Annotated in this window: 12 protein-coding genes and 1 tRNA gene; 9 read left to right on the forward strand and 4 right to left on the reverse strand. The window is 59.5% G+C overall.

Annotated features, from left to right (window positions below; all coding sequences use genetic code 11):
* Positions 1 to 52 precede the first annotated feature (52 nt).
* Positions 53 to 586: an iron transporter gene (locus ACERNI_RS13380; protein ID WP_448833765.1), complete on the reverse strand. Its 534-nt coding sequence runs from the start codon at positions 584 to 586 to the stop codon at positions 53 to 55.
* A 422-nt stretch (positions 587 to 1,008) separates the two neighbouring features.
* Between ACERNI_RS13380 and ACERNI_RS13385 the strand changes: the two genes are divergently transcribed.
* From ACERNI_RS13385 to ACERNI_RS13395, 3 genes are all read left to right on the forward strand, one after another.
* On the forward strand, positions 1,009 to 1,401 hold the full coding sequence (locus ACERNI_RS13385) for a DUF6180 family protein (RefSeq protein WP_448833766.1): 393 nt from the start codon (positions 1,009 to 1,011) through the stop codon (positions 1,399 to 1,401).
* A gap of 210 nt (positions 1,402 to 1,611) precedes the next feature.
* Positions 1,612 to 2,550 carry an alpha/beta hydrolase gene (locus ACERNI_RS13390; RefSeq protein ID WP_448833767.1) on the forward strand — a complete coding sequence of 313 codons (939 nt, stop codon included), beginning with the start codon at positions 1,612 to 1,614 and terminating at the stop codon, positions 2,548 to 2,550.
* A 652-nt stretch (positions 2,551 to 3,202) separates the two neighbouring features.
* Positions 3,203 to 3,604: a DoxX family protein gene (locus tag ACERNI_RS13395; RefSeq protein WP_448833768.1), complete on the forward strand. Its 402-nt coding sequence runs from the start codon at positions 3,203 to 3,205 to the stop codon at positions 3,602 to 3,604.
* A 204-nt stretch (positions 3,605 to 3,808) separates the two neighbouring features.
* Here the strand turns inward: ACERNI_RS13395 and ACERNI_RS13400 are convergent, their stop codons facing one another.
* The gene (locus ACERNI_RS13400; RefSeq protein WP_448833769.1) at positions 3,809 to 4,438 is read right to left on the reverse strand and encodes a nitroreductase; all 630 of its coding nucleotides are present in this window, start codon (positions 4,436 to 4,438) and stop codon (positions 3,809 to 3,811) included.
* 132 nt (positions 4,439 to 4,570) lie between these two features.
* On the opposite strand from ACERNI_RS13400, the gene ACERNI_RS13405 reads away from it, so the two are divergent.
* Positions 4,571 to 5,491: a LysR family transcriptional regulator gene (locus ACERNI_RS13405; RefSeq protein ID WP_448833770.1), complete on the forward strand. Its 921-nt coding sequence runs from the start codon at positions 4,571 to 4,573 to the stop codon at positions 5,489 to 5,491.
* Positions 5,492 to 5,652: 161 nt separating this feature from the next.
* Here the strand turns inward: ACERNI_RS13405 and ACERNI_RS13410 are convergent, their stop codons facing one another.
* Together ACERNI_RS13410 and ACERNI_RS13415 are read right to left on the reverse strand one after the other, a co-directional pair.
* Positions 5,653 to 5,850, reverse strand: a complete 198-nt coding sequence (locus ACERNI_RS13410; protein ID WP_448833771.1) for a hypothetical protein — start codon at positions 5,848 to 5,850, stop codon at positions 5,653 to 5,655.
* A gap of 602 nt (positions 5,851 to 6,452) precedes the next feature.
* Positions 6,453 to 8,204 carry an amidohydrolase gene (locus ACERNI_RS13415; protein ID WP_448833772.1) on the reverse strand — a complete coding sequence of 584 codons (1,752 nt, stop codon included), beginning with the start codon at positions 8,202 to 8,204 and terminating at the stop codon, positions 6,453 to 6,455.
* A gap of 753 nt (positions 8,205 to 8,957) precedes the next feature.
* Between ACERNI_RS13415 and ACERNI_RS13420 the strand changes: the two genes are divergently transcribed.
* From ACERNI_RS13420 to ACERNI_RS13440, 5 genes are all read left to right on the forward strand, one after another.
* Positions 8,958 to 9,034 (forward strand) — tRNA-Arg (locus tag ACERNI_RS13420).
* Positions 9,035 to 9,920: 886 nt separating this feature from the next.
* A complete protein-coding gene (locus ACERNI_RS13425; protein ID WP_448833773.1) occupies positions 9,921 to 10,982 on the forward strand; it encodes an HD domain-containing protein in 1,062 nt (353 codons plus the stop codon).
* The gene (locus ACERNI_RS13430; RefSeq protein ID WP_448833774.1) at positions 10,979 to 12,769 is read left to right on the forward strand and encodes an ORC-CDC6 family AAA ATPase; all 1,791 of its coding nucleotides are present in this window, start codon (positions 10,979 to 10,981) and stop codon (positions 12,767 to 12,769) included. The genes ACERNI_RS13425 and ACERNI_RS13430 overlap by 4 nt, the downstream gene beginning before the upstream one ends.
* A complete protein-coding gene (locus ACERNI_RS13435) occupies positions 12,762 to 13,757 on the forward strand; it encodes a hypothetical protein (RefSeq protein ID WP_448833775.1) in 996 nt (331 codons plus the stop codon). Before ACERNI_RS13430 ends, ACERNI_RS13435 begins: the two co-directional genes overlap by 8 nt.
* Positions 13,717 to 14,814 carry a DNA cytosine methyltransferase gene (locus tag ACERNI_RS13440; RefSeq protein WP_448833809.1) on the forward strand — a complete coding sequence of 366 codons (1,098 nt, stop codon included), beginning with the start codon at positions 13,717 to 13,719 and terminating at the stop codon, positions 14,812 to 14,814. The genes ACERNI_RS13435 and ACERNI_RS13440 overlap by 41 nt, the downstream gene beginning before the upstream one ends.
* Positions 14,815 to 14,838 lie beyond the last annotated feature (24 nt).

Raw genomic sequence — 14,838 nt, forward strand, 5'->3', positions numbered from 1 at the left:
AGAACCAGGACAGGAAGCAGGTCGCGCCGCCGCATCAATAGCCGCCCTTGCATCAGTAGCCGCCCTTCTTGCCGGTCCCGGCGTAGACGAATTCATAGTCGACGCTGAACGGGGCGAACCAGGGGCCGACGCCGGTTTCCTTGTCGACGTGGCGGCCGAAGTGGGCGTGCCCATTGGCCGATGGCGGCGCGATGGTCAGCTTCAGACGATATTTGCCAGGGCCATCCAGTTTGACGTTGTCGCCGTAGTGGGGGCCGTCATTGGCGACCATGGGCATGAAATCGCCCTGGACGGTCTTGCCGCCGTCAAGCCGCGTCAGCTCGTATTTCACGTTGAGATAGGGGATCCAGTCGCCTTCGGCAAAGCCGTTGGGATTGCTTTTGGCGGCCTTGATGTCGGCCTCCATGTGCACGTCGGACTCTTTCGCATCGCGCATCATCCCCGGCGGCTCCATCTCGATGGGCTGCAGGTAGACGGCGGCGATTTCCATGCCGGCCTGCTGCTGCGGCGTTCCGATCGGCGTTTCCCGGGCGGCGGCGGCTGTGGCGGTGGCGGCGATGAGGGCGGCAAGGACAATGGAGCGCATGGAAGCCTCGGAAAAAGATGTGGCGAACGGGGCGCGACCTCGCGCAAGGGTTTCCCGAACAGATCCAGATATGACGCAGCGGAATTTTAAATTTGTTACAGTCAATATTTGTATTTAAGTGTATTTTGACGTTCTTATGAGCATAAATCCGTGAATATCTGGTAATTTCCGGAAAATCCAGCGTATTCCAGCGCCGGCGGGATGGATGCGGCGCCCGAACCTGTGTTGCATGACAGCGACTGCAGCGTCATGTCAACAGAATGTTGGAATCGGGGATCGCGGACCTCCGTTGATTATAATTATTATAAAGTAATTTTCTTGTATTTCCGGCGACCTGACGTTCTCGCGGTTCCTTGACTTGACCTTGCGGCGCCCCTGCCGTCCGCTGGCTGCATGACGACCGCGTTGGGTGGAGGCGATTTATGGGCGGTGGCTGGACAGCGGGCCTGGCGGTGGCACTGGTTTCGGGCGGGATGGCGACAGGCGCGGCGCGCGCCGCCGATGGCGACTTCGGCCTGGAGTACAGGGTGGAGCGGGCCGAGGCCTCCAGACTCAGCCTTGACCAGTGCGCGCGGGTGGTCGAGCAGGCGGCAAGCCAGGCCGGCTATCGCGTCAGCATCGACCGCTATCCGGGCCAGCTGGCGGTGATCGCTGGTGGTCCGCCGCAGGGCGGCTGGTCCTATACGGTGTATTGCATCGCTGTCGACCAGAAGGTCGCCCACGTCGTCCAGGGCATCAGCTACCGCCCGGGCGGCAACGTCGCCGGCTTCGTCAACCGGGTGCACGCCGCGCTGCTCAAAGCGGCCCGGCCGTAAAAGCCTGCCGAAAATTCCGTTGCCGGGCTCGCCGGCTTTGCTTTAGAGCGCTTTTCAATCTGATTGCATCAGATCGGCGCTCCAGATTTTTGGTTTTGCCGCATAATCTTGTCGATCCTCGTTTCACTCCGGTCGGATTATGCTCTAGCCTCCCTGTCTGAAGCGTCAAAAGGCGCGCGGGCATACGCCACATTTGGGGAGGTAAGCGCCATGGTTGATCCGCAGACCGCGGGGTTGCTGCAACTGATCGCCAACAGCGGCATGCCGGGCGTGCATGAGTTGTCGCCGGTGGAAGCGCGCAAATGGTATCTGGAGCGCCGCTTTTTCTCGCAGCCGGAGCCGCCTGAGGTTGGCGAGACGCGCGATCTGGACGCGGAAGGGCCAGCAGGGCCAGTTCCACTGCGGCTCTACCGGCCATTGGGCAGCCAGCCAGGCGCGGTTCTGCCAGCGCTGATCTACATTCACGGCGGCGGCTTCGTCATCGGCAACCGCGACACCCACGACGTGCTGTGCCGGCAACTGGCCAACGCATCCGGTTGCGCCGTCATTTCCGTCGATTACCGGCTGGCGCCCGAAGCGCCGTTTCCCGCCGCCGTTGAGGACAGCATGGCGGCGACGCGCTGGATACACGCCAACGCCGCGTCGCTTGGCGTCGATCCGGATCGCCTGGCGGTCGGCGGCGACAGCGCCGGGGGCAATCTGTCAGCCGTCGTCTGCATCCTGGCCCGCGACGCCGGCGGCCCGCCGTTGCGCTACCAGTTGCTGATCTACCCGGGCACCGACGTGGACAGCGACCGGCCGTCGCAAACGGCCAATGCGCAGGGCTATATGCTGACCAAAGACAGCCTCGACTATTTCCACGGCCATTATATTCAGGATCACGCCCACGGCGCCGACTGGCGCGCCTCGCCGATGCTGTGTGAAAACCTGGCCAATTTGCCGCCAGCGCTGGTGCTGACAGCCGGCTTCGATCCCCTGCGCGATGATGGCCTGGCCTACGCCCAGCGCCTCAGCGAAGCTGGCAACCGGGTCTCCTACATATGCTTTGACCGGCAGATCCATGGCTTTATCACCATGGGCAAGGTCATCGACGAGGCCAATACCGCTGTTTACGTTTGCGCTGACGCGGTGCGGCGCGCGCTGGCCTGATCGCGGAGCCCTGTCAGTAACGGATGGCGCCGCCGGCGCGCCATCCGCCTGTCAGAAGCGGCATGCAGGCCGCATCGCGGGCAAGCCGCACAAACAGGGGTGGCAAACCGGAAAACTGGCATTCAGGGTGTGCAGCCCCCTGTTGCGGCGCGACGCTTCGTCAATGCGCCGTCGCATTGCGCGCGGCTCAAGGCCTGCCGCGCCGGCCCGTCAGCACGCCCGAGACGTAGACAAACAACAGGGTCGCCAGTCCGGCAAATACATGAACCTGACCGCGCATGGTTTCACTCCAGTGAGCCCCTGGAGACAGTATGCCCCAGGACGGGCGGGCGCGGCGAACCCATGAATATGGGGGAGTCCGCTCGCTGGCCCCCGGCGTCCTTCCGATGGGGCATGGCCAGATGGCAGGCCGATGGAGAAGAGCCGACATGCTGCTGAAGAAGCTGTTTTCAGACGGCAGCAAAGTTGCTTGACGGTTTTTGCTGTTACCGGAATATCTTCCTGCAACAATTTTGCCGACGGCGGTATTCCTGAAGTCATGGCCCAGGCCCTGGCGGGCGATGATTGCCTGTCCGGGCCAGATCTGGATGCGGGTCCGGGACAAATTGGGCCGGGTCCTGGGCTACAGACCGATTTTTCTGGGGGGAAGGTGATGTTCAGTCGTGGAGCCGTGTGGGGATGGGGCATATCGTTTGCCGTCGCCCTGGTTTGCGTCGCCGATCTGGGCGTAATGCTGTTTGCGCCGGGGGTGCTTGCCGAGCCGATGCGCGCCACGGGCTTTCCGCAAGCGCAATTGCCGCTGCTTGCCGGAATTCTGGGCGTATCGACGGCGCTCTACCTGGCGCCGCGCACCGCGCTCTGGGGTGCAATTCTGTTGACGGGTTTCTTCGGCGGGGCCGTCTGCACGCATGTCCGCATTGGCGAGGTGGGGTCGCCGCCCCAGATCGTCTGCGTCGCCCTTGGCCTGGCGGTGTGGCTGGGGCTGGCCTTGCGCGATCCAGGGATCCGGGCGCGCCTGCTCGGCGCGACGCCTGGTGCGCCGGCGTCTGCCTGAGGGCCGTTGTCCGGACGCGGGCCGGGACAATTGGACATGGCGACCGGCCGCAGGCTGGTTGCTGCGGCCGGTTCGTTCTTGCGCCGCGTTTTCAGCGAACCGGCCGCTGTCCTCGCGTGAAAGATGCCTCAGGCTGCGGGAACAGGACAGCTGCGGGCACAGGACCAGAGGCCTGGCAGCCGCAGCGGCATTGCTCCGCCTGCCTCAGAAGCCGTGCATCTGGCCCCATTCGGCGAACGGCGCGCGCGGCGCGTCCAGCGCATTGATCGGGGCGGCTTCGTCGCGATAACCCAGCGCCACGCCGCAGAACAGCATCCGGTCTTCCGGGACGTCAACGAAGCGTTCGATGGTGTTGGCGAAACGCGCCCAGTATTCCTGCGGGCAGGTGTCGAGGCCGCGCTCGGTCGCCAGCAGCATCAGCGTTTGCAGATACATGCCGAGGTCGGACCACTGCGGCGGACCCATCTTGCGGTCGATGAAGACAAACACGCCGACCGGCGCGCCAAACAGCATGCCGTTGCGGGCCAACTGGCGCAGGCGGCCAGGCTTGTCCTCGCGAGGAATGCCGATGCTGGCATAGAGCGCCTCGCCAATCTGGAAGCGGCGCGTGCGGTAAGGTTCCCACAGGTTGTGCGGATAGACGTCGTAAGCCGTTTCCGGATCGGCGCCGTTCTCGTTGGCGCGGGCAATCAGCTCCGCCAGCGGCGCGCCGGTGAGGGCGTGCACGTGCCATGGCTGCACATTGCCGCCGCTGGGCGCGCGGGCGGAAAGCTCCAGCAGTTCGCGAACGAGGTCGGCGGGCACCGGATCCGGACGGAAGGCCCGGACGGACATGCGGCGCCTGACGGCTTCAGATACATGCATAATGTCGATCCTGTTTGACAGGTTAACTGATGGCGGGACCATATACGCGCCACTGTATCAGCACTTCCCATCCACCAGGGATTTCATATATCGAATTTTCCGATGAATGGACCAAACCTGCAAAATGTGGCGACGTTCCTGCGGGTGATCGAAGCCGGTGGTTTCGCCGCGGCGGCGCGCGAGCTGGGCGTGACCCAGTCCACGGTCAGCCGTCGCGTCGCGGAGCTTGAGCGCAAGCTGGGCCGCCGGTTGCTCGAGCGCACGACGCGACGCCTGCTGTTGACCGAGGCCGGGGAGCGCTACGCTGATGCGGTGCGCCTGCTGGTGGCCGGGATTGCCGACGCCGGGGCCGACCTCAACGATGACGGCGCCAGGTTCCACGGACCGTTGCGCATCACCATGCCGTCCGGTTTCGGCCGGCTGCGGGTGCTGCCGGCGCTCGCCGCCTTCGCCGCGCGCTACCCGCTGGTGCGGCTCGAGGTGGACCTTTCTGACCGTTATGTCGACCTGCTCTCCGAGGGCTATGACCTCGCCGTGCGCATGGCCGAGCCGGAGACCTCTGGCCTCGACGTGCAGTTTCTGAAGAAAATCGCCGTGCACATCTGCGCATCGCCCGCCTGGTTGCGGGGGCGCCCCATCCGCTCATACGCCGACCTGGAAAATGAGTGCTGCCTGGTGCAGAAAACCTACGCGCCCAAGAATGTCTGGCGGCTGGAGGCGGGCGGCGTCATGCGCCAGATCACCATCCGGCCGTTGATGACCCTGAGCGACACCGAGGCGGTGCGCGCCATGGCGGTGGCCGGTCTCGGCGTGGCGCGGCTGCCGGATTATCAGGTGGAGGACGATCTGCGCGGCGGACGGCTGCAACTGGCGTCGCCGGAGCTGCGCGCGCCAGACGCCTCGGCCTGGCTGGTCTGGCCGCGCCACAAGGGCGCTCTGCCCCGCGTTCAGGCGCTGCGGGAGCACCTGGCGGCGGAGCTGGGGCAGGGCGCTGACCCAGCCGGACAGGCAGCGACATCATGAGGCGCGCCAAAACCCCATGAGGCTCACCCATCGGGTTTTGGCCGGCCTGAGCGGCGCGCGGCATGTCCCGCAGGGCCGCGCGCTACGCGCAGATGCATTTTGCAGATCGCGGATGCTTCAATAGCATTGCGGCCTGGCGCCCATCTGCGGACATGTCGGGTTCAGCGAAACGCCCGCGCCACTGTGGGACCAGACACGGCGCCCGCCGCCCCGCCGACCACAGCGCCCACCGGGCCCGCGACCAGCGCGCCGGCTCCCGCGCCTGCCGCCGCGCCGCCCACGCGCTGTCCGGTCCTGCTTCCGCAGCCACCGAGGGCGAGGGTGGTGGCGGCGACGAGGGTTATCACCAGAAAGCGCATTGTTATATTCTCCAGGAGTGGCAAACCATGCCCCCAAAACCACGCGCCAAAAATCACACGTGATGGAGCCGGCAGCGAAGCGCAAGCTGGTCCTCCGGCGGGAGGCCTCGCCACAGCCCGGCGCGGTGGGGCGCGCCTTGGTCCGTGATTTCTGCGGCGAGGCTGAGGCGAACTTGCGCAAAAAAAGGGAGCGCCGGGTTATCCGGCGTTCAGCGCCGCCATCGGCCCGGCCGGTAACGCCAGGGAGCTTCCCGGCCAGACGGGATCGTGCGGTTGACCGGCATGCGCTCAAGGCAGGGAAACTGGCGCAATTCCCGATCCATCTCGACCGGAAATCGCTCTGCGGACCCAGGCGCCGCGCAATCCGGACGCCTGCGGATGAAACAGGTCAGGTCGTTTCAGGAAACCGAAATCCGGTTTCCTGAAAGGGGGGCGTGCGAACGGCGCGCGCCTGAACAAGGCGATAGCGCGCTGCCGCTATGACGTTTTTCACCCGAAGCCTGCTGCTCCCGCAGGCGGCCATGTCGCACGCAGCGTGTTTCGCTCCTGTACTTCAGCTGAACGTAAATGCTTCAGCCAGAAGCGCCGTCCGGGCTGGAGAATTAGCTGGCGTATCGCTGTTTTCCATCCATCCAGGTTTCGCTGATCTTGATCTTGCCAATGGCATTTTTTGTTGTGAGCGGATTTTCTTCGAGGATCGTCAGGTCCGCAAATTTGCCAGGCGCGATGCTGCCGGTGCGGTCGTCTGCATGGCACTGCCAGGCCGCATCAAGGGTGACGGCGCGCAGGGCGGCTTCCACCGGAATGCGCTCATCCGGGTAAAAGACGCCGCCGCCCTCGTTCATGATGCGGGTCACGGCGTTCTCGACGTAACGCAACGGTTCGATCGGCGTCACGTTCCAGTCGGAATGCAGTGAAATCCGCAACCCCGCCGCCAGGGCGGAGGCGCAAGGGTCGTAAAAGCGCGCCCGTTCCGGACCAAAAATCCGGTCCTGAAAAGCCTTGCCCCACCAGTGCACATGACCGATCAGAAATGACGGCGACAGACCAAGCTCCTTCATCCGGACCATCTGCTCCGGATGCAGCATGCTGCAGTGCTCGATACGATGGCGCAGGTCGTTGGCCGGTTTGTCGCGCAGCGCCGCCGCATAGGCGTCAATCGTCGTGTCGATCGCCGCGTCGCCGTTGGCGTGAACGCCAACCTGCCAGCCGCCATCATTGGCGCGCCGGATCGTTTCCGTCATCTGCTCCAGCGAATAGTTGAGCGCCCCCCGCTTGTCGGAGTTGAGATAGTTCTCGCGCTGGTATCCGGTCTGGGCCTGGTTCGAGCCGTCCGCCCACGCCTTGATGCCGGTGAGGCGGAAGCGGTCATTGCCCTGGTTGGGCTTCAGGCCCATTTGCTCCCACTGATCAAAAAGCGTCGAGATCAGCATGCCCTGGTAGCGCACCGGCGCATCGCCGGCCACGACCGCCTCCAGCAGCGCCAGGTCCTTCGGGCCGGCGAGAAGCCCGATGCCGCAGTCATGGAAGGATGTGCAGCCGACCGATGCGGCGAGATCGAACAGGCGGCGGACGCGCGTCTGGAACTCGGCGGCGGATGGCTGCGGCATCCGTTTGATGAACAGCGCCTGCGCCGCCATTTCCTCCAGCCGGCCGGTCAGATTGCCGTTGGCGTCCCGGTTGAACCGGGCGCCGGGCGGGTCGGGCGTGTCCCGCGTAACGCCCGCCAGTTTCAGGGCGGCGCTGTTCACATAGGCGATGTGGCCGTTGCTTTCCTGGATGAAGACGGGGTTGGCTGGGGCCAGCGCGTCCAGCTCCGCCAGGGTGGGAGCCTTGGCCCCCTTGGTGATGCTGGGATCGAATTGCTGGGCCTGGATCCAGTCGCCGGGTTTGGCCTGGCTGACGCCCGCCCGCAGCTTTGCGACTGCGGCGGCGAAGTCCGGGGTGATGATCGGGCTGAGGTTGATCCAGCCATCAAACGCCACGAAAACAAAATGGGCGTGGGGCTCGACAAACCCGGGCAACATGGTGCGGCCCTTGAGGTCCACGGCCTGGGTTTTTGGCCCCGTCAATCCATCGATGTCCTGCTTGCGCCCCGCAGCGACGATGCGGCCGCCACGGATCGCCACCGCCTCGGCCTGGGGCGCGCTGGCGTCCATCGTCAGGATTGGGCCGCCGTAAAATAAGACGTCGGCTGGTCCCGCCGCTCCCTGATCAGCCGCCGCCAGGGCGGGGCCCGCCGCAGACGCGGCAAAAGCGGACGTTGCCGCGACGCTCATGTATTTCAGAAAGTCGCGCCGCGAGGCTGCATTGCGAATGATGGCCAGTTGGCCAGGATTGCAGGCGATACACATGCGCACGTCTCCCATATCAGGCGAAAACGTCGAACGCCCCCAGACGGCGCCCCATGCCATTCAGGTTTTACAGGAGCGCCAAAATAGAGCTTGGGAATTGTTTCTGCAACATTTTCGTTTCAGGCAATGTGATATTGTAGTTGAGCTGGGTGGTGTGATTACTTTGGTGAATATTTCCAGATTCCGAAGCATGTGAGAGTATTATTCATTTATATTTTCATATTTTATGGCATGTTCATTCGCGCATAAATGCAATTCTATTTAATTTGATTGAATCGGGGCTTTGAACAATGAATTAATTCATTTCATGCATATCAATTTGATAATTTTGCCACGTAAGCGGATGTACATCGCGTATCCAATGGCGCTCAATCATCGGTCTGGTTGATTTTTGTTTCAAGTGTTGCGAGTTGATAGGAAGCGTAACGTATTTGAATGGAGTGCATTTAAATCATGTCTGCGTTAAACGCGGCCTCATGAAGTCGATGTTGTTGGTGCGTTCATAATGTAGAGCGGACGTGCAGCTGGAAGGCCGATTTTCAGCCCATTCGTACTGTTCGGCGAAATGTGGCGCGCGCCCTTTCCTCGCGGATCGCGCGTCATCTTCTCGGTATAGCGTCCATCCGCTTTCCTGCGCGCCAGCGGGTGCGCAGGGCGGGTGGGGCGCTTATCAACACCCCTCTCGTCCCGCGAGGCGAATATCGACACAGCGATTGCGGAAGGGACGATGCTCGGATAATGTCCGGACCGTTAGCGCCCGTAGCTCAGCTGGATAGAGCGTTGCCCTCCGAAGGCAAAGGTCACACGTTCGAATCGTGTCGGGCGCGCCAACAAATTCAAGTACTTAGCTGGTTGGTTGGCCCGTGCTTCCTCCATATGAGTCACGAGCGAGTCACAACGCAGCGGAACAAGCCGTTGGCAGGCCGTGGGGTGGCGGTGCTCGCGCGTATCTATTCATTCTGGCCGGTTACAGTGGTTACACCGGTTACAGTCTATCTTTCTATCTAATTAAATAATTGATTTTATTGATATATATATCATTCAGGCCAGCCCCCCCCGGCTGTAACCGCTCCCATTGTCGCTACTGGTTACACCGGTTACACGCCCCCGTTCGATGGCTTTTTGATTCCCCGCTTTTGCGGGAAGCGCCAACCGGTGCGAAATGATGCAGAAAACCCTGTCCACCTGTCACACCTGTCACAAAGGTATATGCAGCAACGGTTTGAGGGAGTGGGGCAGGGGGCGGGTCGACCCCCCTTGTCTCCCAGGCGCACCGTTCCGGCTTTCCTCGGTGATCAAGCCGGGCAAAACGCAGCACGGAATCCGCGAAAATCGACCAAATGCCAAATCTGCGAAAAAATGAATTTCGTCCCGGCGAGAAAAAAATCTGCGCGTGGGCATACCGGGCGGTCGCTTCCTTTCAACCCCCTGGAGATTCACCCCCCCCTATCCCTGGCGCTCCCTGTCGTGACAACCTGGACGCCAGAAGCACGATGCGCCGTGACAGCGTCGAGCCGGGGGCGCTACCATCTTGATCCTTCATGGCTCTTGGCCCTTCGGAGATCAATAAGGCCTGTCGGCGAAAAAAAGAGGGCGACATCGTGAGGATAGGGCAATACGTTGACAGGGCCAAATTTGGGGGGCGTAAATTTGCGATATTGATTGGCGTTCCGCACCCATTGCCCTAAAAGTCGTTGCCATTGGGGGGATGTTCGGATGAAGCTGGCTGGCGACGATATTTTACAGGAAATAACAGAAGAATTTGCAAAAAAGAAGAACGGCTTTCCTCGCAGCGGGGCCTTCGACTATCCAGCCGTAATTGCAGGTTGGATTAAGCAGTTAGAGGGCTTTGTGTTGCCGTATGTCACCGCAGGTGCCAACGCGGTAGACGGGACCGGCCATCTGACTATGCACGATGCCGAGCATGTCAATCGGGTTCGCCAAGTCGCCGCCAATCTCATCTCCCAGTCTGACACCATTGATCTCACCCATTTTGAGCTTACGCTCCTGTTGGTCGCCATCTACCTTCATGACGTTGGTAACAGCCTGGGCCGGGCCGGGCATGAACGTCAGATAAACCGCGCATTGAATGCTGCCGGAACGATGCTGCAGATCGACACGATAGAGTACGCGACTGCCAAGCAAATTGCTGGCGCCCATGGCGGTACCGTGAACGGCTCCAAAGACACCATCTCCCGGTTGCCGGAGAGGACCGCGGCGCATGGCGCCCATGTGCGCCCTAGGTTATTGGCGGCTATATTGCGGCTTGCGGACGAGTTGGCAGATGATCCAGCCCGTGCAAATAAAGTCCAATTAGCGGCGGGGATTCTACCGTCCGGGTCCGAAGTCTATCATGTTGTCGCAGCCGGCCTTCACTCCCAGATGCCGGAGGCCAATACGCGTGAAATTGAACTGAAGTTTACCTTTTATGACCCCGGTCTGTTCAAGCGGAAGCTTGGCAAAGGTAACGGGGATGTTCATCTTCTCGAAGAAATTTTCGAACGGTCGATCAAGACGTTCAATGAAGCTCGTTATTGCTCCCGTTTTATGCGCCCATATCTCGAATTTGAACGGGTTAAAGTCGATATCATAATTTTCGACGACCAATTGGAATTGCTGCATAATATTGTCTACACAATCGCAGAAAATGGTTACGGTGACCAGCGATTAGATATTTACGCGATGGTTCCTGAGCTATGTGCCTACAAAGGAAACGGTAGATTAACCCCAGCCTACTTGGAGCAACTAATAGCTGCGGCAGAGGAGGAGCAACCGTGACCACGAACCCCTTTGCTGTATTCACGCCGGAAGGTTTGACCGCGCACACTGTCGTTGCGATTTTTTCGACAGAGATGCCGGGATTAGGGAACATCGAAAGCGCAGGCCATGCATTCGTGGTTGGTACGCGCGGTTCCGGGAAGAGCATTCTTTTTCGTTACCTCGAACCGGATTGCCAGCGACTGGTTACCGATAAGATATTGAAGGAATTACCTTTTCTGTCTCTCTACGTTTCGTTTCGCGAAACGCAGGCGCAGATCAGTGAACTTGCGCGATTTGACGATCGTCACGGCGAGGTCTTTTTTAATGAACATCTTCTAGTTCTCGCAATTGGCGCTCAAGTTATCCTCCGTCTTCTTCGGAACAACGATATCTCAGCCGACGACCTGAGTATGCCTGCCAAGGAGTTGCATGACGAGCTATTCACGCTGCTTGGCGGAGAGGTGGTAGACCGTGCTGTCAACGCGCGGGATGCGCTTAAGGCGATGGCCACTAAACTGCAGGCGGCATACCGCGGAGCGATCCAATATGTTCGACAACATGGCTTTAAATCAGAAGCATTGACATATACCGGAGAGCTTTACGGATTTGACGACCTTCTTCTTCCGCTAATCGATTTCCTTCGCGCTGCGCTTCAAATCTCAGATGCCTCCCCAATCCTACTGTTACTTGATGACGCAGACAGCTTGACGGAGACGCAGACCCGAATCGTCAACTCATGGGTTGCACGGCGGCTATCGAGCCGTTGTAGCCTCAAGATCGCTGCCCAGACCACTGCCTACAAAACAATGGTGACGGTTTACAACACCCGGATTGAAGCTCCCCACGATTATCAGGAGATCAATCTCTCTGACGCGACCAGCCGTGCCAGTGAGAAGGCTTACCGAAGTCGCATGGTTGGGATCGTTCAACGGCGGCTGAGGACCATCAACGTTACGGAGTCTGCCGATGGGTATTTCCCTGAAGATGAGACGCAACGCATTGCGATCGAGATTGAAGGGAAGCGATTGATAGCGGAATGGGAAGCTGGTCACGGACGGGGGTATCGCGCTCGCGATGATGCCTATCGCTACGCCCGACCGAATTACATTGCGGGATTGGGTGGGGACCGGAAGAGCCGTAGCACGTACAGCTACAGCGGTTTCGAGCAGCTGGTCCACATCTCATCAGGCGTGACCAGATTCTTCCTTGAAGCGGCAGCCGACATGTATTCTCGCTCAGTTGCAAAGGTCGCGCACTCGAACGAAGAGGCTCGGGTAATTGAGCCCAGCATTCAAAATGCGGTCGTGCGGGAGCATGCCAGCCGACAGATGATCGTCGACCTAAAGGATCTTGAACGGGACGTTCAGCGGTTGAAGGGCGATCCACAGCAGGCTGTCCAACTTAGTAATTTGATCAAAGGTTTGGGTGCCATATTCGAAAGCGCCTTGGTCGACGAACTCGCCGCCGAACGCAGATTATTCAGCTTCGCTCTTACCGACGAGCCGACTCGGGAAATGGAGGAAGTTTTGCGGTTGGGCGTGCGCTATGGATATCTCTTCCAAGGCGTGATTGGCCGCAAAGAAGGCGCCGGGCGGGCCCCGCTCTTCATCCTGAGCCGTCGCCTAGCGCCATTGTTCAATCTCGATCCCATCGGTTTTTCCGGCTATAAGTTTATGACCAATCACGAGGTCGAGATGTTAATGAACGACCCGGAAGGCACCCGTTTGAGGTTGCGGCGCGGCAGGAGCCTCGTCAACAAGAACCAGATGACCATGGACTTCTCGATAGGCGGCTCCGATGCGTGAAATTACCCGGGATGCGCTTTTGGAGCAAATGCCGGAATCGATAGCTCTGGTTAGTTGCCTAAGCTTCGAAGATCGCAGTCTATGCGTGGCAGAAGCGCTCTCGCCGAAGCTCAATCGCTGGCTTGTCATAGTCAACGAGGACATCGAGACGGACATCACTGCCATTCGGGAGAGGGCAGAGGCCATTGCCACTAAAGCGGACTTGCGGATCGAATATCTCAATGCCGCGAAGCGGAATCCTTTGTTGCTCGCGGATGCGTTCATGGGTCTTGCCGGGGAGCAAGTGCGGGAAGACGGCGTTCATTGGGTCGCCGATATAACCACCATGACTCATGAGATGTTGCTTATCCTTGTGGCTGCTGCTGATGAAATCATGATGCCTTGGCGCGATCTGCAGCTCGTATACAATGTGGCTGATGTCTATTCGGGAGACGATACCCCTGAAGAGAAGTGGATTAGCCGGGGTATCCATGAAATAAGATCTGTAATCGGCTATCCAGGGTCATGGTCGCCAGGGGAAAAGACTACGCTGGTCGCGCTTCCGGGCTTCGATGCCGAACGGATGCGTCGGATGGTGGAGGAGATTGAGCCCGACCAGTTGGTGGTTGGGATCGCCTGTCCGGTTGATGATCGGCATGCATGGAGTGCGCAAAAGAATCGTGATATCGCTGAGCGTCTGCTGGAGACACGAGAAGGTAAGACGTTCGAGTATCCAGCGCTTGATCCGCTAAAATCTATAAATTCTATCCTGACTGCACTAAAAGATGCGAGCGGAAACATTTTAATTGCGCCACTGAATAGCAAGGTGTCGACGGCTGCTCTTGGGATATTGGTTCGACTAAAACCAGAGTGGCAGATATGCTATGCGCCGGCGTTCATCTATAATTTAAAATACGCTACGCCATCTAATTGCTTCCTGACATGCTCACTGGGGTCGCTTCGTGAGCATGTCGTTGCGCAACTTGCTGCGCAGGGAAATGGGGGCTGAAGAGGTGATTGGCATTGATTTGTTCGCCGGCGCAGGTGGAATGTCTCTTGGCGCCCAGCTGGCAGGTGTTGCGACGAAGATCGCTGTCGAAATCCATCCCGCTGCGTTTGAGACCTATCGACACAATCATCCTGAGTGCACCGTTCTTCAGATGGGGGTAGAGCATCTGCAAAATCTGTCGATTCCATTTCCATCTGATGATCTTATCGTATTCGGCGGTCCACCTTGCCAAGGGTTTTCTACATCAAATCAACGAACTAGGACTGCAGATAATAAGAAGAACTGGATGTTTAAATCTTTCATTGCGTTTGTGAAGCGGTCCAAGCCGGCGTGGGTCGTCTTTGAGAATGTGCGAGGAATACTTGAAACTGAAGGTGGCTTATTTGCCAGGCAAATTAGATCTGAACTTGAGAATTTGGGGTATATCTGCGAGCAGGGACTGTTAAATGCGGCGGATTTTGGCGTTCCGCAATCGAGGAGCCGCTTCTTTATCATTGGACGGCTTCGCGCAAACCCTCCTGTACTGCCATCAGGCGGAGGGCCTAGGGTATCAGTAGACGACGCGTTACATGACCTCCCCACGCTCACCAACGGTGCCACTGTAGAGGTAATGCCGTACGCGTCAGAAGCTCGTACTGAATATGCGCGCCGTATGCGAAATGGGCTGGCCGAATGTAGCGGCCATGTCGTTTCGCGGAACGCTGATGCCATCATCGATCGCTACCCATTTATACCCCCAGGAGGGAATTGGGCTGACATTCCCGAAGAGATGATGGGGTCCTATAGGGATCGTAGACGGTGCCACACCGGCATTTATCGTCGTCTCGACCCCGAAAAACCTTCGGTTGTTATCGGTAATTTCAGGAAAAACATGCTTATTCACCCTCGTGAGCACCGTGGGCTTTCCGTGCGTGAAGCGGCCAGACTTCAATCATTTCCAGATAATTTTGTATTCAAGGGTTCGATTGGCTTCCGCCAGCAGCAAGTAGGTAATGCTGTCCCACCTTTGCTAGCCGAGGCTGTATTCCGTACGATTGTGCAATCGCATTCGTCCTAGTGATCTGTTAGGCGGCCTGTCGTT

The organism is Camelimonas sp. ID_303_24 (assembly GCF_053543495.1).